Below are 22,590 nucleotides of genomic sequence, written 5' to 3'. Positions count from 1 at the left end.
GCCTCCGCTCAATAAGCGAGCGTGACGCCCGCGAACACGCCGCGAGCATTGTCGCCGCCGGCGATCTTGAAGCGATATTGCACGCTGACGTCGAGATAGGAGCGCGGCGCGTGATAGGTGTCGCTGTTGAACCACAGCCGGCCGGAGATGCCCGGCCCGGCGCCGACCGCGCCCGGCGTCGCGAGCACGGTGTCGTAGCCGCCGCCGAGGGCAGCGAACGGCGTCACCACGAGCCCATCGGCGATGCCGTCGAGCCGGTAGCTGCGCCCGACGCGCCCCTCGAAGGAGAGCACCGTCTCCGGGGTCTCGAAATAGCGGTCGGCCTCGCCGTAGACCTGCCACATCATCCAGGCCGGCACGTCGACGCGCAGGTCCGTGCCCTGTCCCGCCGAATAGGCGGCGCGCACGAGATAATCGTTGCGGGCGTCGTCGCCGATGGCCCACAGGCGCGATGCCTCGAGCACCAGATTGATGCCGCCGAGCGGCTTCCAGCGGGCGCCGGCATAGGTCTGTATCGTCCCGGCACCGGTCGGTCCGCCGTTCTCATCGTAGGTCGTCTCGAAGACGCGCCCGAACAGTTCGACGAGGCTGCCGTTCTGGTAACCGATCTCCGGCGGGCGCCAATAGAGCTCGGTGCCGACCTGGGCGATGCGATCGACCGAATGGGCGCCGGAGGCCGGCACCGTGCCGAGCGTCGTGCTCGTCGGGGTGCTGGGCATGACGCCGACCGCCCCGTAGGTCACCGAGGCATAGGCGCCCCAGGTGCGGTCCATGTCGGAGATCTTCCGCCGCACGTCGAAGCGCGCCTGAGGCGAGAGGTCGGTCTCGCCGGCGGCGGCGGCATCGAGCCCGGCCTTGAAATAGCCGAGGGCGGCGGTGTTCTGGCCGAGCCGCGCCGCATTGTAGCCGGCGTCGAGATCGGCGCGGGGCGGCAGCGTTCCGTCCGCCTTGGCTTTGGCGAAGGCGGTGGCGGCGGCGCGGTCGTCGCCGACCTGGAGCGCCGTGTAGGCGAGGTCGACGGGCGCGGCGGCGGCGAGCGCGCCGGTCGCCATGGCACTCGCGAAGGTCGATTTGGCCGCCGTCTTGTCACCCATGGCATCGAGGGCCGAGATCTCGCTGCTCACCATCAGGGCACGGGTCGCCGGGCTCGGCGCGACCGTCGAGGCGGTGCGGAAGGCGACGGAGGCTTCGGCCGGACGGTCGAGCGCGAGGAGAGCGAAGCCGCGCCGGGATGCGATGTCGTAGCTCGTCTCGTTGCGATAGGGCGCGATGGCGGCGAGCGCCCGCTCGGGCTCCTTCGCGGCGAGCGCCGCATCGGCGAGGGCGAGACGCAGGCCGCGCACGCTCGCCTGAGCCGGCCGGTGCGCCAGCGCGGCGGCAAAGTCATTGGCCGCCGCGTCGGAGCGGCCGAGGCGCTGCTCGGCATAGCCGCGCGCCGCGAACAGACGTGGATCGGGGCCGGCCGCCTTCAGCGCGGCACTCGCGGCCTCGATCGCCGCGGGGGTGCGCCCGGCGCTCGACAGCGCTTGAACCAGGAGAAGCCGATAGTCGCGGTTCGCCGGCTCGAGCCGCACCGCCTCGGCAGCGGAGGCGGCGGCCTTGGCGTAGGCCTTCGCCTTCATCGCCGCAAAGCCCGCCTGGGCGGCATCGAAGCCGGGCGGCGGCGGAACGGGCTTCGGCGCGTTCAGCGCGGCCTCGGCGTTGGTCAGAAGCGTCTCGTATTCCGCATTGTCGGGCTGATAACCGAGCGCCCGGCGTGCGGCGGCGACGGCGCCGGCATAATCGCCCGCGGCATAGGCTTTGTAGCCCGCGGACGCCGCCTCGTAGGCGAGCGAGGCCGGGGAGGGCGGCGGCGGATGGAGCTTGGCGTCGATCTGGGCGAGTTCGGCGGCGATCTCGGGATCGGTGTCGCCCGCCGCGATGAAGCCCTGCGCGGTCCTCGCCGCCTCCGCGAGGTCGCCGTTGCCGGCGAGCGCGTAGACGAGGAGGCGCTTGAGGCGGGTGACGTCGGGGCGCTGGCGCAGCGCCTCGCGGACCTCCGCGATGGCGGTCGGATAATCCTTGCGGTCGAAGGCGGCGAAGGCCGCCTGGGCGTGGGCTGCGGCCGGGCCCGAGAGCGGGATCTCGACCGCGTCCGCCTGGGCGAAGGCCGGCGCGGCGGGCAGCCCGGCCATCAGGCCGAGGGCGACCGGCACGATCATGGCCGAGCGCGAGAGGCCCTTGCGTGGCGACGTCATTCCCCGGCCTCCTTGCGCAGTGCTTGCTGGATGTCGAGCGCCTCCTGCACCGCCTCGCGCGAGACGACGCCCGAGGCGACGAGGAAGTCGCCGATGAGGCCGTCCTGGTGTGGCAGGTAGCGCCCCAGGGCTTCCGACAGCGCCTTGCGGCGGACGAGCCGGCGTTCGAGCAGGATGTCACCGAGCAGCGGCACCGTGCGCGCCGCCGTCATCTCATGGAGCCGCGGGCCACCGCGCAGCAGGCGGAGGCCGGCGGCGATCTCCCCCTCGCGGGCGATGAAGAAGGTCGGCGGAGTCTTGAGTGCCGCTTCGATCGCGGTGCGGCCCTCGTCGTCCAGCGGCGAGGCGACGGCGATGCAGACCTTGTCATGGGGGCCATGCCGGAAGGGGAGCGCGCGCCAGCGGATGCAGACGTCGATCGGCACCGCATCCCCCGCCGCCTTCACCTGCTCTTCGGTGAGGTGGACGCGGGGCAAGTCGGCCTGGAAGGAGATCGCCTCGGCGAGCGTCTCCTCGTCGAGGCCGTGGCTCACCAGGAGGCGGCCGAGCGGGACTTCGGTCGATCGCTGTTCGGCGAGCGCCCGGTCCACCTCTTCCGCTGGGATCGCCCGCCACGAGACGAGAAGTTCGCCGAGCCGCCCACGGCGGGCGCCGAGGGCTTCGGCTGAAGGATAGGAATGCGCGGTCTTGTCCCAGACCACCGGCGTGCCGAGAAATATGTTGGACAGGAAGACCTTCCAGGCGCGGGCGGCGGCCATGAAGTTGATGGCGTTGCCGACGATCATCCGCGGCACCGAAAGAAGGCCGTGCTCCCAGCCATAGAGCCGGTTCACGAAATAGATGCGCTGGACGATGCGCAGAAGGAAGGCGATCCCGTTTGCGGCGAGGAGCAGGCGCAGCCAGGGATCGAACGTGAAGATCGACGGGAAGCGAGTCGCCAGGATGCCCATGTGGGCGAGGAAGAAGAAGAGAACGAGCTGGAAGGCGATCAAATAGGCAGCCGCGGTCACGAACGAGGCGATGATGCCCTTGCGGTCGCGGAACAGCAGATATTTGACCGCGAGCGAACCGCCCCAGCCGATCTGGCTCCAGCTCTGCAGGCCGATGCCCAGCGTCCAGCGCGCCTTCTGCCGGTAGGCCGCGCGAAAGGTGTCGGGAAAGAACTCGCGCACGCAGAGCGGCGCGGTGATGATCTTGTCCTTGATGGGACCATAGCCGAACCAGGTCCGCCGCTTGACCTCGAACTGGACGGGGAAGCGGCAGAACACCGATTTCATGCCCATCGCACCGAGCCGGGCGCCGATGTCGTAATCCTCGGTCAGGCTGTCGGTGTTGAAGGGCTGATTGTCGGTCTGCGCGGCGAGGCCCAGCATCGCGCGACGTGAAAAGCAGGTGCCGACGCCGGCCGACGGCACGGTCCGCGACATGCTCTCGCGGACCACGAGGTCCTTGGCGTGCCACTCGGCGAACTCGTCCATGTAGGTGCCGGCGACGAGTTCGGTCCAATCGCGCTCGAGCGACATCACCGGGATCTGGATCAGATCCTTGCGCGGCAGCAGATAGTTGAAGAAGCGCAGTTCCACCGGATGGAGAATGTCCTCGCTGTCGTGGAGGACGATGCCGGCGAAGGGAACCCCTGCGTTCTTCTCGTGGAGCACGATCGCCTGCACCACCCAATTCAGGCAATCCGCCTTGCAGGTCGGGCCGTCATGGGGAACTTCCACGCGCACGAGCTGCCGGTAGCGCACCTTCATTCGCTCGACCTCGGCGATGGTCTGCGGGTCGTTCACATAGGTTCCGACGAAGACCACATAGTTCGCGTAGTCGAGGGTCGCGACCATGTTTTCGAGCATCTGCGCGATGACGTCATATTCCTGCCAAGCAGGAACCATGATCGCCATCGGCTGCTCCGGTCGGTCGTATAGCTGCGAGACCGTGAGCGGCTTGTAGCGCCGCCGCACGGTGACGGCGCGATACGCCTCCCGGGACCAGAACCAGGCGTCCGTGAACAGGTCGTCCAGGCTCGAGATCAGGATCAGGAAGGCGCAGATCGCCGTCGCGAACTCGAGCCCGCGATAATAATGAGCGAACCAATAGGGCCAGTAGTCCCCCATCTGTTAGCCGCGGCGATTGCGCACGAAGGCTGCCCGCGCGAACAGAAGCAGGATCAGCACCACCACCGTCGCGATGAGCGGGACGCCCCAATCGCCGCGGTCCTGCCAGAGGCGCGATATGGTCCAGCCGCTTTCGATCGGCTGTGCGGGGCGCGTCGCGGCCGGATCGAGGCTGTCGATCTCGGCGACCGTTCCCGCGTCCGAGAGGACCGCGATATCGCCCTTCGCAAGCCGCACCGGTCCGTCGAACACCGGGCCACGGGCACCGACCTGACGGTAGAGGAGCCCGGGAACATCGCCCGGCACCGCCTGGATCACGCCGAGGCGATCGAGTCCCTCCACGTCATAAAGCGGCGATTTCGGATCGGACCCGAGAACGAGATGACCGTCCGTCACCGTCGCGCTGCGGTCCTTCGGAAGCGGCAGATCGACGTCGAGGGCGAGGAACGGTGCGTCGGGCATCGCGCTTGCGACCGTGCCGCCGTCGGTCCCGTTGACGAGCGTCAGCGACGCCCGCCGCGGGGACAGGCCCGCCCCGTCGGCGAGGCGGACCACGGAGGCGAGCGTCTCGGGGGCGTCGGTCAGATAGCGGGTCGGCAGCAGGAGCTTGCTCGCCCCAGCCAGGCGGGGCACCACGCCGAGGAAGTTCGGCGTCGGTTTCGCGGGAGACAGCGTCATCTTGCTGCTCGGCAGCACCGTCACCGGATAGGCCTGCGGACAGCGGTCGCTCACCGGCTGCCGGGTGAACGTCACCCGCAGAACGTTGGTGGGATGAAGCGCATAATCCGGAATGTCGGCGCTCACCCGCTCGGGATGCCCGTCGGCGTAAAGCCGCTTCGCACCGATCAGGTAATCGTTGAGGAACACGGAAACGATCGGGTCATACGGTGTGGCGTTCGGCGCCGCCGAGACGTCGAGATCGAGGCTCGTCGGGACTTTTCCATCGGTCGAGAGATCGGAGAGGGCGAACGCGGCGCTCCAATCGCTGCTCGCCAGCACGTCGATCGAATCGGCCGTGGTGCTGAGGCCGGTCAACGAGACGCTGTCGCCCTTGTTGCGGGGGATCTCGGCGGACTGGACGCGGAGCGACCGCGCCACCGCGAGCTGGCGCCAGAACGCCGAGAAGATCGCATCGGCCTTGCCGGCAGCGGCCGGGGCGATGGCGATCAGCGGACGGCCGCCGAGCATCGCGAGGCCGATCTCGTCCGGCGCGGCCGGGCCGGCGGCGAGGCTGTCCGCGCTCTTGCGCAACGTCTCGAACGCGGCGGCGGCATCAGCGCCATGCGGTGCGATCTCGGCCGCCAGCGCATCGAGAGCGCTGCCGATTTGCACGGTTAACGCGGGATCGGCGACCGCGATGTCGGCGAGCGTGCCACCGTTGAGGAGCAGATAGGCGCCGACCTCGGCCGGGTTGGCGAGCTTGTGCGGTCCCGGTCCCGAGAGCGCGGCGAAAGCCGGAACGCCTGCGAGGGCGCCCGGGATGGCCGCGCCACCCGGAGCCACCGTGTCCCCGACGGCCGGCAGCGCGACGAAGAGCGGCCGCTTGCCGGCGCGCTCCAGCGCGACGCCGACGCGCCAGGCGGCGTCGTAGGCTTCCGCCCCGAGTGCACGGCCGGCGATCAGCACCGATGCGGCGCTGGGGATCGCGGTCCAGGCGGTGAGGAGGTCGCGGACCGCGGCCGGGTCGTAGCGATAGGTGAAGCGCGTCGAGGGATCGATCTTGACGACGTTGCCGGTCGCCAGCGTGTCGCCGCACAAGGCGGCGTCGGTGGCCGACAGCCACGAAGCGCCGAGCCGCACGAAGCCACTCTTGCGCGGCGCGCCGTCGACGCCGACGTCGACCTTGAAGGTGCCGCTTGCCAGATCGGGCGAGCGTCCAGCCACCGGATAGCCGTCGATCGACAGCACGAACGTTGCGCCGCCGCCGGCCGCTTTGAGATAATCGGCGCCAAGCGAGAGGGTTGCGTCGTCGATCGCGACGTTGGCCGGGACCGGAAGATAAAGCTCCCGGCGCGCATCAATGGGGCTCAGGAGCACCGGACCGTTGAAGCCGAGATCGCTCAGCGTGACCGTGCGCGTCACGGCGCGATCGGTCTGCAGCGTGCGCAGGGCGGCGGCGATATCACCGTCATCGGCGAGCGCGGGCGTGGCCGCGAAGGCCGACAGGACGCAGGCGAGGCTGGCGGCGAGGCGTCGCGTTCCCTGCGCGCGAAGGGAACTCATCCCATGATGGCCCGACGCAGGGGTCAAAATCGGATCGCTATGGGGTTGGGCGTGCATGGGGGCTGAACTCTGAACTGGGAACCTACGCAGCGTTGCGGGGGAAGCAGGAGCATTCGCGAGCGGTGCGACGCGTGTGCTCATCGCGGCGTGTCGGATGAAGGGGGAAGATGGCCATCGCATCGGATCAGGCCTCCTCGCGGGTGGGGGCGAACTCATCGACTGGCTCGCCCTGCAGGGCGGCGGCGATGCGGGCGCTCGCCTTGCCGTCGCCGTAGGGATTGGCAGCGTGGGCGAACCGGCGATAGAGCGCTTCGTCGTCCCACAAATCGGAAACGGCGCGGACAATCCGGTCGGCATCGGTGCCGACCAAACGGACGGTGCCGGCCTCCACCGCCTCCGGGCGCTCGGTGACGTCGCGCATCACGAGCACCGGCTTGCCGAGCGCCGGCGCCTCTTCCTGGACGCCGCCGGAATCGGTCAGGATCGCGTGGGCGCGCGTCATCAGGCCGACGAAGGGCAGATAATCGAGCGGCTCGATCAGATGCACGTTGCCGCGGCCGGACAAGGCGCTGCGGACGGGATCGTTGACGTTCGGATTGAGGTGAACCGGATAGACGATGTCGATGTCCGACCGGTCGGCCAAGCGGGCGAGCGCCTCGCAGATCCCCTCGAAGCCGGCCCCGAAATTCTCGCGGCGATGGCCCGTGACGAGAAGGACGCGTCGGCCCGGCTCCAGGAAGGCGAAGCGCTCGGCGAGGCGCGCCGACAAGGCGGCATCGGCCGCGATGCGGTCGCGCGTCGCGAGCAGCGCATCGATTACCGTGTTGCCGGTCACGATCACGCGGCCCGACAGCCGCTCGCCCGCGAGATTGCGGGCCGAGAGGGGCGTCGGGGCGAACAGGAGGTCGGCGGCGACGTCGACGATGCGGCGGTTGAACTCCTCCGGCCAGGGACGGGCGAGATCGTAGGTGCGCAGTCCCGCCTCGACGTGGCCCACCGGAATGCCGCGGTGGAACGCCGCGACGCTCGCCGCCATCGCGGTCGTGGTGTCGCCGTGAACGAGCACGCGGTCGGGGGAGGCCGCCGTCAGCACCTCGTCGAGGCCGGCGATCGCACGGGCCGACAAGCCGTTCAAGGTCTGGTTCGGCACCATCAAATCGAGGTCGTAATCCGGCTCGATCGCGAACAGCTCGAGCACCTGGTCGAGCATCTGCCGGTGCTGGCCGGTGACGCAGACGAGGGACGTGATCCCCGGCGCCCCGGCGAGGGCCTGCACCACAGGCGCCATTTTGATGGCTTCCGGCCTAGTGCCGAAGATGGAGAGAACTCTCAGAGCCAATGTGCGCCCCCCCGCTGCGGCCAGCGACGTTGCGCGCCGTCCAGGTGGGGGCGCAGTTTGCATCACGACGCCGATGGCTGAGCTCCCCCGAGTCTCCGATCACGGCGCATCCCGCGTCGTCCCGAAGCGTTGGGGCGCGCGAGTTATGGTTAACGGATACTTGATCGCCGTCTGATTCGCATCAAATGCCGACATCACGGGCAGCGTTAGCCCTTCGGTATCGGTGGGCTAGAGTGGATACGGTAGCGTTTTATTTTTTGCGGCGCGCACCCGAAAGCCTAAAGAATCGCAGGCGCTTGCGCGCGTGAATGGCTTTACCGGCTACGCACTTGGCGTGCCCGATCCCGCCGCCGCCGCGAGGACGGAGCCTCCGGCGGCGGCGGATAGGCGGAAGCCTTCGATCAAGCCGCCAGACCCTTGGTGAGGTCGAGGGCCTGCTTCTCGAATAGGCGGCGATAGATGCCGTCCTCGCGGGCGACCAGGGTCGCGTGATCGCCTTCTTCGACGACCCGCCCGCGGTCGAACACCAGCAGCCGATCGAGGGCGCGCACCGTCGAGAGGCGGTGGGCGATGACGATCGTGGTGCGGCCGGCCATCAGCCGCTCCATCGCCTCCTGGATCGCCGCTTCCGATTCCGAATCGAGGCTCGAGGTGGCCTCGTCCAGGATCAGGATCGGCGCGTCCGAGAGGAAGGCACGGGCGATCGCCACCCGCTGCCGCTCGCCGCCGGAGAGCTTCACGCCGCGCTCGCCGACGAGCGTGGCGTAGCCCTTCGGAAGCCGACCGATGAACTCCGCCGCGTTGGCGAGCCGCGCCGCCGCCTCGATCTCGGCCATCGAGGCGCCGGGCCGGGCATAGGCGATGTTGTCCGCGAGCGAGCGGTGGAACAGGATCGGCTCCTGCTGCACGATCGCGATCTGCGCCCGAAGATCGGCCTGCGGCATGTCGGCGATGTCGCGGCCGTCGATGGTGATGCGCCCGCCGGTCACGTCATAAAGCCGCTGCACGAGCTTCACGAACGTGGTCTTGCCCGAACCGGAATGACCGACCAGGCCGACCCGCTCGCCGCCGGCGATCGCGACCGAGAAGTCGCGATAGAGCGGCGTCGCATGCCCACCATAATGGAAGGTCACGGCCTCGAAGGCGATGCGGCCCTCGGTGAAGCGGTGCGGCATCGCATCCGGGCGATCCTGCACGCCGAGCGGATGAGCGGCGATCTCCACGAGCTCCTCCATGTCGTTCACCGAGCGCTGCAGGTTACGGATGTGCATGGAGACGTCCTGCAGGTAGCCGGAGATCACGAAATAGGTCGTGAGCACGTAGGTGACGTCGCCCGGCGTCGCGCGGCCTTCCCACCACAGCCAGAGCACGGTGCCGATGGTCACCGCGCGCAGCACGATGAGCGTCAGGATCTGCGTCGAGCCGCTGTAGGTGCCGCGCACCCAGGTTCGCCGCGTGCGCGACCGCCACTTGGCGACGACCTTGGCGAGACGCGCGTCCTCGCGGGCCTCGGCGCCGAACGCCTTGACCACCGCGTTGCAGCTCACCGCGTCGGCGAGCGCACCGCCGAGCCGGGTGTCCCATTGGTTGGCGAGGCTCGCGATCGGCGCGACCCAGCCGACCGTGAGGGCGATCGTCAGGGCCATGTAGAGGATCGACCCGCCGCCGACGACCAGGCCCATCACCGGCCAATAGGAGCCGAGAATGAGCGAGGAGGCGACGAGGACCGTCAGCGACGGCAGCAGCGCGACAAGCAGCGTGTCGTTGAGGAGATCGACCGCCCAGATGCCGCGGGTGATCTTGCGCACCGTCGAGCCGGCGAAGGCGTTGGCGTGCCAGTCGGTCGAGAAGCGCTGGACGCGCTGGAACGCCTCGGCGGTCAGATCGCTCATCGTCCTTAAGGTGAAGCGCGTCACCGCCAGGAACAGGCAATGGCGCATCGCCAGCATGATGAAGCCGAGCCCGACGATGGCGGCGAACGCCCACAAGGCGGCATCCCGCCCGGCGATGCGGTCGGTGGCGCCGAGCGTCATCGCGTCGACGAGGCGGCCGGCGAAGACGGGCAGGACCACGTCCGCGACGGTCGAGATCATGACGGCGCCGATGATCGTCGCCAGCACCAGGGGCTGGCGCGCCCAGTGGCGGAAGGTGAAGCCGAGCACGGTGCGCATGGCGCCGGCGCGGCCGCGGAAATGACGGAGAACCATGACGATGTCCGCCGGCCTCCACGGCACGGCGGTCCCTTCGGATGGCGCGCGCGTCGCCTCGTCGGGCCGCGCGCGAAGAAATGGAAATAAGGAACGGCGACCGCCGAACGGCGGCCTTGCGGTCCATGATCTTCAGGGGGAGAGAACGACGCCCGCTCCGCTGTGCGCGGTTCCTCTGCCGGCTCGAGCCGCTCAGGCGGTCCTTGGGGCCGGGACGCAGGCTCGGCCGGCTACGGCTTCGAACGACGGCTTCGAGCCCGAGGGCATGAACAGGGCCGTGTCGAGAGGCGTAACGCCGAGAGAGGCGATTCCAAGCATATCTGTCATGCCGAGCCTCCCTCGCCCGCGTGTTGAAGAAGCGTCACCGTAGCGAAGCTCGGGCGAAATGCCAACCGCACCGGGACACGGAGCCTCGCGAGTGTGGCGTAAGCGCAACGCCGGCGGTCACGGCCGGCCGGCGCGCCCGCTCATTCCGCGACGACGGCACCGCATCGTTGCGAGGTTCTGGCGTCGGCCGAACCGGGGCGTTATGTGTGCCGGCACGGGAGGCGAGGGCCATGGCGGATCGGCGCGGAGAGACGGAAGCGGAGCGCAAGGCGCGGCTCGCGGCGGCGCTCAGGGCGAACCTGCGCCGTCGCAAGGAGCACGACCGTGCCGTCGCCGCGTCCGCGGTGCCGAGCGACCAAGCTACTGTGACCGCCCCCTCCGGCGACCCATCCGACGAGACCAGCCGATGACCCATTCCGAGCCCGCGCCGACCGTCTGGCGCGCCCGCGTGACGACGCCCGCCTTCGCGAGCTCGCAGGTGCTGCACGAGCGCGTGCAGGCCGTCTTCGAGGAGGACGGCTATCCCGTCACCCTGTTCGAGGAGTTCGACGGGGGCCCGTGGACGGTCGAGGTGCTCTTTTTCGACGGCACGCCGGAGGAGGCGCGCACCCGGCTCGCCGAGTCCCTCGGCGCGGAAGGCGAGGGGCTCTCCGTCAGTGTCGAGGCGCTGCCCGAGCGCAATTGGGTGGAGGCGAGTCTCGAAGGGCTGGCACCGGTGGAGATCGGCCGCTTCGCCGTCCACGGCCGCCACGACCGCGGCAAGATCACCCGTGCGGTGCCGATCGAGATCGATGCCGGGCTCGCCTTCGGCACCGGCCACCATGCGACCACCGTCGGCTGCCTCGCGGCGATCGAGGCCCGGCTGCGGCGCGGTCCGGTCCGCAAGCCGCTCGATCTCGGCACGGGCACGGGTGTGCTCGCGATCGCGATGACCAAGATGCAGCGGGTGCCGGTGCTCGCGACCGACATCGATCCGGTCGCGGTCGCGGTGGCGGAGGAGAATGCCCGGCTCAACGGCGTCGCCCCGTGGATCGCTTTCCGCGTCGCCGCCGGTATGGACGACCGCCGCCTCAAGGCCGGCGGCTTCGACTTCGTGGTGGCGAACATCCTGGCGCGGCCCCTGATGGCGATCGCGCCGAAGCTCTGCCGCGCGCTCGCCCCCCGCGCCACCGTGGTGCTCTCGGGCCTCAGGCTCGAGGACGGGCGGCGGGTCATCGCGACCTATGTCGGCCAGGGCCTCGAACTCGTTCACCGTGACCCGCGCGGTCGCTGGCTCACGCTCACCTTCGAGCGCCGCCCGCGCTGGTGAGGGCTCGCCCGCGTCAGCGGGCGACCATCCCGACCGGAACCGGCAGGCCGAGGCGGTGGAAATCCGCCGCGAGCGCTTCGGGGCTCGTGAAGACGAGGCCGTGGAAGCCGCAATCGCGCGCCGCGGCGACGTTGTCGGGAACATCGTCCACGAACACGGCGGTCTCGGGGGCGATGGCGTAGCGCTCGGCGAGGAGGCGGAAGATCGCCGGGTCCGGCTTCATCATCTTCTCGTAGCCGGACACCACGATGCCGCGGAAATGGTCGAAGAAGGCGAAGCGGTCGCGGGTTTCGTCGAACACCTCAGCCGGGAAATTGGTCAGCGCATAGAGGGGCACCCCGGCGCCGGCGAGCGTCTCCAGAATGCCCACCGTGCCTTCGATGGCATGCGGGATGGTTTCGACGAAGCGGTGGCGGTAGGCGCGGATCAGCGCCTCGTGCTCGGGAAAAAGGGCGATGCGTTCCTGAAGCGCCTCCTCCCAGCTCCGCCCGCCGTCGAGCTGGCGGTGCCAGTCGAGCGGCACCACGGTCTCCAGGAAGCGGACGATCTCGCTCTCCTCCGCGATCAGCGTCCGGTAGGGCAGGCTGCGGTCCCAATGGAGCAGCACGTTGCCGAGATCGAACACGACGGTCGTCGGCCGCGCGGCGGAGGACGAAGACGGCACGCTGGTCATGAAGGCATCTCCGGAGGAACGCTGCCCTCTCCTACACCACCGGCGTGCTCTTGGACTACAGGAGCGATCCCGTCGCGCACGGGCCCGACTGGGACATAGGCGCGGTCACGACGGCCAATAGAGGTGCCGCTTGCACGCCGGTAGACCATTGCGCGCAATTGCCGGTGACACACAGGTCAGGATGCGATCTTGAGTATTGTGATCGGCAAGGTGACGATATCTGCCCGGCGTGCGTTTCGACAGCGCGAAGCAGCAGGCGCGAGCCAGCCGCGCCGATCCGGGGGATGGGCCGCTCGGACCGAGGCATTCAGCCTTGGCTGTCGAACGGCGTGTACGCGATGTGGCTTTGGCCGTTGAGCGTCACGCTTAGAATAGAAAAGACCCGGAGGCGCTGGCTGCTAACCCTCCGGGTCCAATTCACTATCTAAGCGAAACGACGGCGGGCGCGCTCAACGCCCGCCGTCACTCCGTGATGTTACTATCCGGCGCCCCGAATTCAAGTCCCGCCGGCACAGCGATGTCCGGGTAGCCGAACCCTCAGCCGTGGGGCGGCAGGATGCCTTCCGGCAGGCGGCCGGTGCTGAACAGGATGGTGCGCTCGTCGCTGATGCGTTGCGTCACCGGATCGATCTTGGCGCACCAGGCGATGACGCCGCACTTGGTATCGGCGAGCCGAGCGGCGCCACGCAGGGCGGAGCCTTCGGAGATGCAGCGGATGACCGGATCGGCGAGGATCGTGCCGCGCGGCCCCTCACGGAAGGACTGCACCGCGTAGACCATCTCCGGCACCGGGGCTGGGCGGCGATTGAGCGTCATAGCAACCGGAGAAGGACTCTGGAACATTGGTTCGACCATGGCTCGACGCCGTCTCATTTGTGCCGGTGGGTACCGGACGTCGAGCCGACGGCTCGTCCCCGCACACCGCTTTTCATGTTCTCAATAGCAGCGGTGCGTTGCGAAGTGGTTTAGAGCGGCCGGGAAAATGAGGCGATCGCCCCGCCCGCTCAGAGGCCGAATTCGGCCTTTTCCTCATCGCTCCACTGCACGAAGGGGCGGCGCGACAGGCTCGCATTGTCGAAGCGCCGGTCGTGGCTGACCTCGCGGCCGAGCCAAGACGGCAGCAGCACGGCCTCCGCCGCCTCCTCGCTCGGGCATTCGACCTCGGCGAAGACGAGCCCCGCATTGTCGCCCGAGAAGACGTCGACCGTCCACGGCGCGGCATCCACGGGCACATCGTGCCGGACTTTCTCGATCACCCCGTCCTCGCAGAGCTTCAGGAGGTCCTCGGCGTCGGCAACGGGGATCGCATATTCGAACTCGGGACGCGTCAGGCCGTCGGTCTTGCCCTTGATCGTCACGAAGGCCTCGTCGCCGGCGATACGGAGGCGCACGATCGCGCTCGCCGAGCGGGCGAGATAGCCCTGTCGGATCGGGGTGGAGCCTGCCGATTCAGCCTGCCACCCGTCGCCCACCACCAGGAATTTGCGTTCGATCTCGACGGCCATTCTCACCTCCTGAAGCCTTATCCGCGCCCGATATAGGGCATCTCGGTCGCCATGATCGTGACGAACGGAACATTCGCCGAGAGCGGCAGCTCGGCCATATGCAGCACCATGTCGGCGACGTGGGCGACGTCGAAGACGGGCTCGACGCGGATCGAGCCGTCGGCCTGACGGACGCCGTCCCGCATCACCGCCGTCATGTCGGTCGCGGTGTTGCCGATGTCGATCTGGCCGCAGGCGATGTCGAAGCCGCGGCCGTCGAGCGCGGTCGCCCGGGTGAGCCCGGTGATGGCGTGCTTCGTCGCCGTATAGGGCGTCGAAAACGGCCGCGGTACGTGGGCCGAGATCGAGCCGTTGTTGATGATCCGCCCGCCGCGCGGGGATTGCGCCTTCATCTGGCGCACCGCCGCCTGGGTGCAGAGGAAGGGGCCGGTGAGGTTGGTGTCGACCGCCGTGCGCCACTCTGCGTAGGAGAGCTCCTCGATCGGCACCGCGCGGGTGAACAGCCCGGCATTGTTGAACAGAACGTCGAGCCGGCCGAACCGCGCGACCGTCGCTGCGAACAGCGCCGTCACCGCCGTGGGATCGGTCACGTCGGTCGGCACGACGAGGCTGCGGTCCTCGGCCCCAGGCACGCTCGCCGCCGTCTCCCGCAGCGGTGCCTCGCGCCGGCCCGCGAGGGCGACGCGGTAGCCGTGCGCGAGGAAGCGTGCCGCCACGGCGCGGCCGATGCCGCTGCCGGCGCCGGTCACGATCGCGACCTTTCCCTCTCCGCTCATGCCGTGCTCCTCCCGATCCGCGCGCTCCGCCCCGCCGAAGGCTATAATCCCCTCATGTGCGGGCGAATCATCCAATATCGCGGCGCAAAAGCCTATGCCGAACTGCTCGGCCTCGATATCGAGGACGCGGCGCTGCCGAACGCGCCGGCGCGCTACAACGCCACGCCCGGCCAGGACCTCGTCGCCTTCCGCCGCCACCCGGAGAGCGGTCGCATCGTCCCTTCGCTGCTGCGCTGGGGGCTGATCCCCCATTGGGCGAAGGACCCGGCGATCGCGTGGCGTCTCATCAACGCGCGCAGCGAGACGGTGGCGCGGCTCCCCGCCTTCCGGTCCGCCTTTGCGGCGGGACGCTTGTGCGTCGTGCCGGTCGACGGCTTCTATGAATGGCGCCGCGAGGGCAAGGCGAAGCAGCCATTCGCGATCGCCCGGGCGGACCGCCGCCCCTTCGCGCTCGCCGGGCTCTGGGAGAATTGGCACGAGCCCGACGGCGAATGGCGGCGCACCTTCACCGTGCTGACCTGCGCCGCGAACGGGATGATGGCGCCCCTCCACGACCGTATGCCGGTCATCCTCGCAGACGCCGACGTGCCGCGTTGGCTCGCGGGCGACGGCGCCGATCGCCTGATGGTGCCCTGCGCCGACGACGTGCTCGAAGCGTGGCCGGTGTCGCCCCGGGTCAATTCGGGCCGCGAGGACGATGCGGACCTGATGGCGCCGGTCGCCGCCTGAGCCGGAGGCCAGGCCCGAAAAAGAAAAGGCCGCGGCAGGGCGCGGCCTTCTCGAATGATTGTGCGGTCGGCGTGGCGTGCCGGCTCAGACTTCGTTCGCCGGAGCGGACTGGAGCTGGGCGAAGTTGGCGATCCCGATCGCCTCGATCAGCGAGGTCTGGGTCTCGAGCCAATCGACGTGGCCTTCCTCGTCGCGCAGGATCTCCTCGATGAGTTCCATCGAGACATAATCGCCCTTGTCGCGGGCGAGCGCGCGGGCCTCGCGGTAGAGCTTCACCGCCTCGTATTCGGCCTCGAGATCGTTCTTCACGACCTCTTCGAGGTTGGCGGCGACCTTGAGGGTCGGGATCACCTGGAGGTCCGGCTGGCCTTCGAGGAAGATGATGCGCTTCATCAGCTTCGTCGCGTGCTCCATCTCCTCCAGCGCCTCTTCGTACTCCTTCTTGGCGTAGCGGGTGTGGCCCCAGTGGCTGAGCCAGGTCGAGTGCAGCCAGAACTGGTTGAAGGCGGCATGCTCGTGGCGGAGCGCGCGGTTGAGAATGTCGATGACGTCCTTGTCGCCCTTCACGATGATCTCCTCGTTTCGTCGTGGCGTCCCGCGCCGCGAGTCGGGCACAGGGACAAAGTCTTAAGGGCGCGCGTCCCGTCGCGCCGTCGCGCGCCGGTGCGGGTCAACGCTCGGCGCGTGTGTTCGATGCCCTCAGCTTAAAGCCGCTCCAATTCGCATTTGCAAGGCTCGACGAGGTGGCGCCTCGTCTCACCCGCCCGAGATCAGCGTCTCCGATAGACGGTTGTGCCGTTCGACGAGGACGGGGAGGTCGATCGTCGTCGGCCGTCCCTCCCGCACGACGACGCGGCCGTCGATCACGGTGAGGGCGGCGCGGGCGGGCGCGCAGAAGAGCAGGGCGCCGACGGGATCGCTCAGCGCGCCGGCGAAGGCGAGATCGCGGAGGTCGAAGGCGGCGAAGTCGGCCGACATGCCGGGTGCGAGGTGGCCGATATCGTCGCGCCCGAGCACTCGGGCGCCGCCGCGCGTGGCGATCTCCAGGGCCTCGCGGGCGGTGAGCGCGCTCGGCCCGTACCCGACCCTTTGAAGCAGCAGTGCCTGCCGCGCCTCGGCGAGGAGATGGCCGGAATCGTTCGAGGCCGAGCCGTCGACGCCGAGGCCGACCGGAACACCCTCGCAGCGCATCGTCCGGATCGGCGCGATGCCCGAAGCGAGACGCATGTTGGAGCAGGGGCAATGGGCGACGCCGGTGCCGGTGCGGCCGAACAGCTTGATGCCCGCCTCGCCGAGCTTCACGCAGTGGGCGTGCCAGACGTCCGGCCCGACCCAGCCGAGATCCTCGGCATATTCGGCCGGCGTCAGGCCGAAGCGCTCGCGGCTGTAGGCGACGTCGTTGTCGTTCTCCGCAAGGTGGGTGTGCATCGACACGCCGTAGGCGCGGGCGAGGTGGGCGGTCTCGCGCATCAGGTCGCGGCTGACCGAGAAGGGCGAGCAGGGCGCCGCGACGATGCGGGTCATCGCGTGGCGAGCGGGATCGTGGAACGCCTCGATGACCCGGCGCGTATCGGCGAGGATGTCGGCCTCCTTCTCCACCAGCGCGTCGGGCGGTAGCCCGCCGTCGCTCTCGCCGACGCTCATGGCCCCGCGGCTCGCGTGGAATCGCATGCCGACCTCGCGGGCGGCCGCGATCGAATCGTCGAGCCGGCAGCCGTTCGGGAAGACGTAGAGGTGGTCGCTCGTCGTGGTGCAGCCCGAGAGCATCAGTTCGGCCATCGCCGTCTTGGTCGAGACCGCGATCATCTCCGGGGTGAGCCGTCCCCAGATCGGGTAGAGCGTCTTCAGCCAGCCGAACAATTCGGCGTCCGCGGCGGCCGGCACCGCGCGGGTGAGGCTCTGGTACATATGATGGTGGGTATTGACGAGGCCGGGCACCACGACGTGGCCGCCGAGATCGATCACCTCGTCCGCCGTCTCCGGCAGCGTCCCGCTCGGGCCGACCGCGACGATCCGGTTGTCCTCCACATAGAGGCCGCCGCCGCGAATCTCGCGGCGATCGTCGTCCATGGTGACGAGCACGGCGGCGTTGCGGGCGAGGAGGGTCTTCGGCATGGCGCGATCCCGGTCAGGGTGGGAAAAGGGACGTCGATTGCGCCCCATGCGGCGACCCGCGCGCTTGCGCAGGGTCCGTCGCGCACGATAGGCCATCCTTTGGGGTTTCGCAGCGGCCATGCTCTTCCCGGCGGGCCGGGTGCGGCGACGAGCGACGATGGCAAGGAGGGCGGGGCGGTGATGGCGGATTCGAGGCACGCCTTCGTCACGGATTTCGGACACCGGCGGCGGGCCTGCGGGGCCTGCACGGAGTGCGACGTGCGTGATCTCGCCGTGTGCGCCGCGCTCGACGAGGACGAACTGAGCGCCCTCGAGAGCATCATGTCCACGGTGACGATCGAGGCGAACACGGTTCTCGTCACCGAGGGCGATCCCCTGAAGCGGGTCTACACGTTGACGGCCGGCATGCTGCGGCTCTCGACGCTGCTGCCGGACGGGCGCCGGCAGATCGTCGGCTTCCTCATGCCGGGCGATTTTCTCGGCCTCGCCGACGAAGACACCTATTCCCAGACCGCCGAGGCGGTGGCGCCGTCGCGGCTCTGCTCGTTCCAATCGGCGCGCATGTCGGAACTGGTCGAGCGCTTCCCTCGCCTCAAGGACCGCCTCCACGGCATGACGCGTCAGGCGCTGCGGCAGGCACGCGACAGCCAGATCATCCTCGGCCGCCTCGCCCCGGTCGAAAAGCTCGCCTCGTTCCTCATCGCCATCGCCCGCCGGGCGGAGGCGCGGGAGAAGACGGCGGACGTCGTCGCCCTGCCGATGACGCGCATCGACATTGCCGATTATCTCGGGCTCACCATTGAAACGGTGAGCCGCTCCTTCACCAAGCTCAAGGCGCAAGGGGTGATCCGTCTGGCGGCGCCGCACCTCGTCGAGATCGTCGATCGGCGCGCGCTCGAGGCCGTCGCCGGCATCGCCTTCTCGTGAGTGGCGCGCGGTCTGCCCCGCCTCGACAGGACGTCGGGACGCGGTAGGCTGGACGTCCGCGCCGAAGGACTGGGCGCGATGCGCGTTTGGAGGGGCCATGACGGATCGTGACGGAGCGGCAGACGGCGGAGCGCTCGCCGAGTTCGGCGCCTTCCTCGACGCCCTTCGGGCCGCGCTCGCCGCCCGCGCCGGAGGAGACGCGGCGCGCGATGCCGCGTGGCGCCGGGTCGATGCGGGGCTCGCCGCGCCCCCGCAGACGCTTCGCGATCGCTCCCCCGCGCGCCAGCCCGCCTGCGACCATCTCGCTGCGTCCATCGCGGGGCTCGCCACGGCCGAGGCGGACGTGCGGCGCCTCGGCGACGCCTTCGCGGCCCTCGATTCGCGCCTCGACTGGGCGGGTCCCAACGAGCGGCGGGCGACGCCGGAGCTGAACGTCGCCTATGCCGACGTGACCTTGGTCGGGCCGCGTGGCCTCGTGCCGAGCGAGGTCGTCGAGATCGGCGTGTCGCTGATGGCGCCGAACACCACCTATCCGGATCACCAGCACCCGCCCGAGGAGATCTACATCGCCCTGTCGCCCGGCGAATGGCGCCAGGAGGCGCGGCCGTGGCACGAGCCGGGGGTAGGCGGACTGGTCTTCAATCCGGCCGGCATCGTCCATGCGATGCGCTCGGGCCCGGCCCCGTTCCTCGCGGTCTGGTGCCTGCCGCTGCCGTAAACCCTAGTGTAAGCGCGAGCCCTGGAGCGAACCGTGGAAGGTGGATGTCTGTGCGGCGCAGTGCGCTACGCCTTTGATGGCGAACCCCTCAGCAGTGGCATCTGTTATTGCGAGACCTGCCGGCGGGCCGCCTCGGCGCCACGGCTCCCCTTTGTCGGCGTGCGATCCGCAGGCTTCCGCTTCATCCGCGGCCTGCCGGTCGATTACACGTCCTCACCGGGCGTCACTCGTAGCTTCTGCGGTCGATGCGGATCGCCTTTGACCTATCGCCCGGACGACAGCCCGGACGAACTCGACGTGATGACGGTAAGCCTCGACGATCCGAACGCGGTGGCACCGACCTTCCATGTCTGGACGAGCGAAGCGCTCGATTGGGACGACATCGCGGGGCCGCCGACACGCTACCCGCGTTCCCGCAACGGCTGAGACGCGCCCGCAGCATACGGATCGCAATCCCGGCCGTTACCCTGAGCTGCGCGCCGCCGGGTGATGCGAAAAGGCCACGCCGGGGGCCAAGTTAGGGCCGTTCCAATCCCGTTGATTGAGATCAAGGTGCCCTTGTTTCCGCCTGCTTAAGTCGAGCCATTGCCGGCATACCGTCCGGCTCGAAGCGAGGCGGATCTCTCCATGATCGACTTCACCGTGGTGGACCTGTCGCGCCTGCAATTCGCGGCGACAGCTCTATACCACTTCCTCTTCGTGCCCCTCACCTTGGGGCTTTCCTTCCTGCTCGCCATCATGGAGAGCGTTTACGTCATGACGGGCCGGGACATCTGGCGCCGCATGACGCTCTTCTGGGGCACCCTGTTCGGCATCAACTTCGCCATGGGTGTGGCGACCGGCATCGTGATGGAGTTCCAGTTCGGCATGAACTGGGCCTATTACAGCCATTATGTCGGCGACATCTTCGGTGCGCCGCTCGCCATCGAAGGGCTGATGGCCTTCTTCCTGGAAGCGACCTTCATCGGCATCTTCTTCTTCGGCTGGGATCGCCTGCCGAAGGTCGGCCATCTGGCCGTCACCTGGCTCGTCGCGCTCGGCGCGAACTTCTCGGCCCTCTGGATCCTGATCGCCAACGGCTGGATGCAGAACCCGGTCGGCGCGGTGTTCAATCCCGACACCATGCGCATGGAAGTCGTCGACTTCGCCGCGGTGATCTTCAACCCGGTCGCCCAGGCCAAGTTCGTCCACACCGTGAGCGCCGGCTACGTCACCGGCTCGATCTTCGTGATGGCGATCAGCGCTTATTTCCTGCTCAAGGGTAAGCACAAGGACCTCGCCAAGCGCTCGATGGCGGTGGCCGCGAGCTTCGGCCTCGCCTCTTCGCTGTCGGTCGTCGTCCTCGGCGACGAGAGCGGCTACCTCGCGACCGAACATCAGAAGATGAAGATCGCGGCGATGGAATCGATGTGGCAGACCGAGCCGGCGCCGGCCGATCTCAACGTCGTCGCCTGGCCGAATCAGGCCGAGCACCGCAACGACGGCGAGCTCAAGGTTCCCTATCTCCTCGGCCTCATCGCCACCCGTTCGATCTCGACCCCGCTGCCCGGCATCACCGAGCTCGTGGGCCGCGCCGAGCACAACATCCGCGACGGCATCACCGCCTATACGGCGTTGCAGGAAATCCGGGCCAACCCGAACAACCAGGCGGCGCGCAACGTGTTCGCCCAGTCCTGGCACAATCTCGGCTACGGCCTGCTCCTGAAGCGCTATGTCGACAAGATCGACCAGGCGACGGATGCCCAGATCACCCAGGCGGCGTGGGATACCGTGCCCTCCGTGACTCCGCTGTTCTGGAGCTTCCGGATCATGGTCGGGCTCGGCTTCTACTTCATCCTCTTCTTCGCCGTCGCCTTCTACCTCTCGGCGCGGGGCCAGATCGGCAACAGCCGCCTGCTCCTGAAGATCGCCCTCTACAGCCTGCCGCTGCCCTGGGTCGCGGTGGAGGTGGGGTGGCTCGTCGCCGAGTACGGCCGTCAGCCCTGGATCATCGAGGGCGTGCTGCCGACCTTCTACGCGGCGTCCGGCCTGACCATGGTCGATCTCGCGATCAGCCTCGGCTTCTTCCTCATCCTCTACACCACCCTCGCGATCATCGAGGTCTTCCTTCTGGTCAAGGTCATCAAGCATGGCCCGGCCGAAGGAAATCCGCTGAGCCCCTCGTTCCCCGCTTCGCCGCACCTGCCGGTCGGCGCGGCCGCCGGACCCGAGCGCTGAGCGCGGCCACAGGCAAGGACCAACACCATGAGTATTCCTCTCGACTATGAAACCCTGCGCCTGATCTGGTGGCTGCTGCTCGGCATCCTGCTCATCGGGTTCGCATTGTTCGGCGGTCTCGATCTCGGCGTCGGGGCGCTACTCCCCTTCGCCGCCCGCACCGACGACGAGCGGCGCCTCTTGCTCAACCTCATCGGCCCCACCTGGGAAGGCAACCAGGTGTGGCTGGTGCTCGGCGGCGGCGCCATCTTTGCCGCCTGGCCGGCCCTCTACGCCGTCTCCTTCTCGGGCTTCTATCTCGCGATGATCGCGATCCTGCTCGCGCTGATCTTGCGGCCGGTCGGCTTCAAGTTCCGCGGCAAGGTCGCCGACCCGACCTGGCGGTCGATCTGGGACTGGGCGCTGTTCATCGGCGGCTTCGTTCCGGCTCTGATCTTCGGCGTGGCGGTCGGCAACGTGCTGCGCGGCGTGCCGTTCACCTTCGACGACACCCTGCGTCCGATCTACACCGGCACCTTCTTCGGCCTGCTCAACCCGTTCTCGCTTGTCTGCGGTCTCATCAGCCTCGGTATGCTCGTCGTGCACGGCGCGGTGGTCATCGCGGCCCGCGTGTCGGGACCGGTGGCCGATCGGGCCCGGGCCTATGGCAAGATCGCGGCGCTTCTCGTGATCGTGCTGTTCGCCCTCGCCGGCGTGTGGGTCGCCTACGGCCTCGACGGCTACGTCGTGACGAGCGTCCAGGCGGTCGACGGTCCGTCGAACCCGCTCGGCAAGACCGCGGTGGCCCAGGCCGGTGCCTGGCTCGCCAACTACCACAGCCACGGCTGGATGCTGATCGCCCCGGTGCTCGGCTTCCTCGGCGCCATCATCGCCTGGGTCGGTCTCGGCCAGAAGGGCATGAAGCTCGCGCTGCTCGGTTCGAGCCTGTCGATCTTCGGCATCATCTCGACCGCCGGCCTGTCGCTGTTCCCCTTCCTGCTGCCGTCCTCGCTCGATCCCAAGTCGAGCCTGACGGTGTGGGATACCTCGTCGAGCCACCTGACGCTGTGGATCATGCTGATCGCGACCTGCATCTTCCTGCCGATCGTGCTCGCCTACACCGCCGTGGTCTACCGCGTCATGCGCGGCCCGGTGAACGCGGCTTCGATCAGCCGCAACCCCAACGCCTACTGAG

19 protein-coding genes are annotated in these 22,590 nt (G+C 68.8%); 8 read left to right on the top strand and 11 right to left on the bottom strand.

Annotated elements, in window-relative coordinates; translation table 11 throughout:
* Positions 1-8 precede the first annotated feature (8 nt).
* The 5 genes from F0357_RS04850 to F0357_RS04830 all read right to left on the bottom strand — a co-directional run bounded on the left by F0357_RS04850 (position 9) and on the right by F0357_RS04830 (position 10,120).
* Positions 9-2,237 carry an NfrA family protein gene (locus F0357_RS04850; protein WP_153479339.1) on the bottom strand — a complete coding sequence of 743 codons (2,229 nt, stop codon included), beginning with the start codon at positions 2,235-2,237 and terminating at the stop codon, positions 9-11.
* A complete protein-coding gene (locus tag F0357_RS04845) occupies positions 2,234-4,351 on the bottom strand; it encodes a glycosyl transferase family protein (protein ID WP_153479338.1) in 2,118 nt (705 codons plus the stop codon). Before F0357_RS04845 ends, F0357_RS04850 begins: the two co-directional genes overlap by 4 nt.
* Positions 4,352-4,354: 3 nt before the next feature.
* On the bottom strand, positions 4,355-6,574 hold the full coding sequence (locus F0357_RS04840; RefSeq protein WP_153479337.1) for a hypothetical protein: 2,220 nt from the start codon (positions 6,572-6,574) through the stop codon (positions 4,355-4,357).
* 184 nt (positions 6,575-6,758) lie between these two features.
* A complete protein-coding gene (gene wecB / locus F0357_RS04835) occupies positions 6,759-7,907 on the bottom strand; it encodes a non-hydrolyzing UDP-N-acetylglucosamine 2-epimerase (RefSeq protein ID WP_281350371.1) in 1,149 nt (382 codons plus the stop codon).
* A 407-nt stretch (positions 7,908-8,314) separates the two neighbouring features.
* Entirely contained in the window at positions 8,315-10,120 is a 1,806-nt protein-coding gene (locus tag F0357_RS04830; protein ID WP_153479335.1) for an ABC transporter ATP-binding protein, read from the bottom strand.
* 557 nt (positions 10,121-10,677) lie between these two features.
* On the opposite strand from F0357_RS04830, the gene F0357_RS04825 reads away from it, so the two are divergent.
* The gene (locus F0357_RS04825) at positions 10,678-10,857 is read left to right on the top strand and encodes a hypothetical protein (protein ID WP_153479334.1); all 180 of its coding nucleotides are present in this window, start codon (positions 10,678-10,680) and stop codon (positions 10,855-10,857) included.
* Complete coding sequence (locus tag F0357_RS04820) at positions 10,854-11,756, top strand: 50S ribosomal protein L11 methyltransferase (RefSeq protein WP_153479333.1); 903 nt, start codon at positions 10,854-10,856, stop codon at positions 11,754-11,756. The genes F0357_RS04825 and F0357_RS04820 overlap by 4 nt, the downstream gene beginning before the upstream one ends.
* Before the next feature lie 13 nt (positions 11,757-11,769).
* Here the strand turns inward: F0357_RS04820 and F0357_RS04815 are convergent, their stop codons facing one another.
* The 4 genes from F0357_RS04815 to F0357_RS04800 form a co-directional block, all read right to left on the bottom strand.
* Positions 11,770-12,429, bottom strand: a complete 660-nt coding sequence (locus F0357_RS04815) for an HAD family hydrolase (protein WP_153479332.1) — start codon at positions 12,427-12,429, stop codon at positions 11,770-11,772.
* A gap of 537 nt (positions 12,430-12,966) precedes the next feature.
* Positions 12,967-13,209, bottom strand: coding sequence for a hypothetical protein (locus F0357_RS04810; RefSeq protein ID WP_153479331.1), 243 nt, complete (start codon positions 13,207-13,209; stop codon positions 12,967-12,969).
* Positions 13,210-13,433: 224 nt separating this feature from the next.
* The gene (locus F0357_RS04805; protein ID WP_153479330.1) at positions 13,434-13,934 is read right to left on the bottom strand and encodes a CYTH domain-containing protein; all 501 of its coding nucleotides are present in this window, start codon (positions 13,932-13,934) and stop codon (positions 13,434-13,436) included.
* 17 nt (positions 13,935-13,951) lie between these two features.
* A complete protein-coding gene (locus tag F0357_RS04800; protein ID WP_153479329.1) occupies positions 13,952-14,710 on the bottom strand; it encodes an SDR family oxidoreductase in 759 nt (252 codons plus the stop codon).
* Between the two features lie 54 nt (positions 14,711-14,764).
* On the opposite strand from F0357_RS04800, the gene F0357_RS04795 reads away from it, so the two are divergent.
* Positions 14,765-15,439, top strand: coding sequence for an SOS response-associated peptidase (locus tag F0357_RS04795; protein WP_153479328.1), 675 nt, complete (start codon positions 14,765-14,767; stop codon positions 15,437-15,439).
* A gap of 84 nt (positions 15,440-15,523) precedes the next feature.
* Here the strand turns inward: F0357_RS04795 and bfr are convergent, their stop codons facing one another.
* Together bfr and F0357_RS04785 are read right to left on the bottom strand one after the other, a co-directional pair.
* Positions 15,524-16,006 (bottom strand): bacterioferritin, encoded by a 483-nt coding sequence (gene bfr, locus F0357_RS04790; protein ID WP_312861451.1) that lies wholly within the window; start codon positions 16,004-16,006, stop codon positions 15,524-15,526.
* Positions 16,007-16,195: 189 nt separating this feature from the next.
* The gene (locus F0357_RS04785) at positions 16,196-17,554 is read right to left on the bottom strand and encodes an 8-oxoguanine deaminase (RefSeq protein ID WP_153479327.1); all 1,359 of its coding nucleotides are present in this window, start codon (positions 17,552-17,554) and stop codon (positions 16,196-16,198) included.
* Between the two features lie 180 nt (positions 17,555-17,734).
* Here F0357_RS04785 and F0357_RS04780 point away from each other — a divergent pair, with 180 nt between their 5' ends.
* The 5 genes from F0357_RS04780 to cydB all read left to right on the top strand — a co-directional run bounded on the left by F0357_RS04780 (position 17,735) and on the right by cydB (position 22,589).
* Positions 17,735-18,481 carry a Crp/Fnr family transcriptional regulator gene (locus F0357_RS04780; RefSeq protein ID WP_153479326.1) on the top strand — a complete coding sequence of 249 codons (747 nt, stop codon included), beginning with the start codon at positions 17,735-17,737 and terminating at the stop codon, positions 18,479-18,481.
* A 97-nt stretch (positions 18,482-18,578) separates the two neighbouring features.
* Complete coding sequence (locus F0357_RS04775; protein ID WP_153479325.1) at positions 18,579-19,199, top strand: dimethylsulfonioproprionate lyase family protein; 621 nt, start codon at positions 18,579-18,581, stop codon at positions 19,197-19,199.
* Positions 19,200-19,232: 33 nt separating this feature from the next.
* The gene (locus F0357_RS04770) at positions 19,233-19,625 is read left to right on the top strand and encodes a GFA family protein (protein ID WP_312861449.1); all 393 of its coding nucleotides are present in this window, start codon (positions 19,233-19,235) and stop codon (positions 19,623-19,625) included.
* A 204-nt stretch (positions 19,626-19,829) separates the two neighbouring features.
* Positions 19,830-21,416, top strand: coding sequence for a cytochrome ubiquinol oxidase subunit I (locus tag F0357_RS04765; protein ID WP_312861680.1), 1,587 nt, complete (start codon positions 19,830-19,832; stop codon positions 21,414-21,416).
* Between the two features lie 27 nt (positions 21,417-21,443).
* A complete protein-coding gene (gene cydB, locus F0357_RS04760; protein ID WP_153479322.1) occupies positions 21,444-22,589 on the top strand; it encodes a cytochrome d ubiquinol oxidase subunit II in 1,146 nt (381 codons plus the stop codon).
* Position 22,590: the final 1 nt, after the last annotated feature.

Origin of the sequence: Segnochrobactrum spirostomi (assembly GCF_009600605.1) — a bacterium.
Taxonomy (GTDB): domain Bacteria; phylum Pseudomonadota; class Alphaproteobacteria; order Rhizobiales; family Segnochrobactraceae; genus Segnochrobactrum; species Segnochrobactrum spirostomi.
This window is presented reverse-complemented; position numbering and strand designations above follow the sequence as displayed.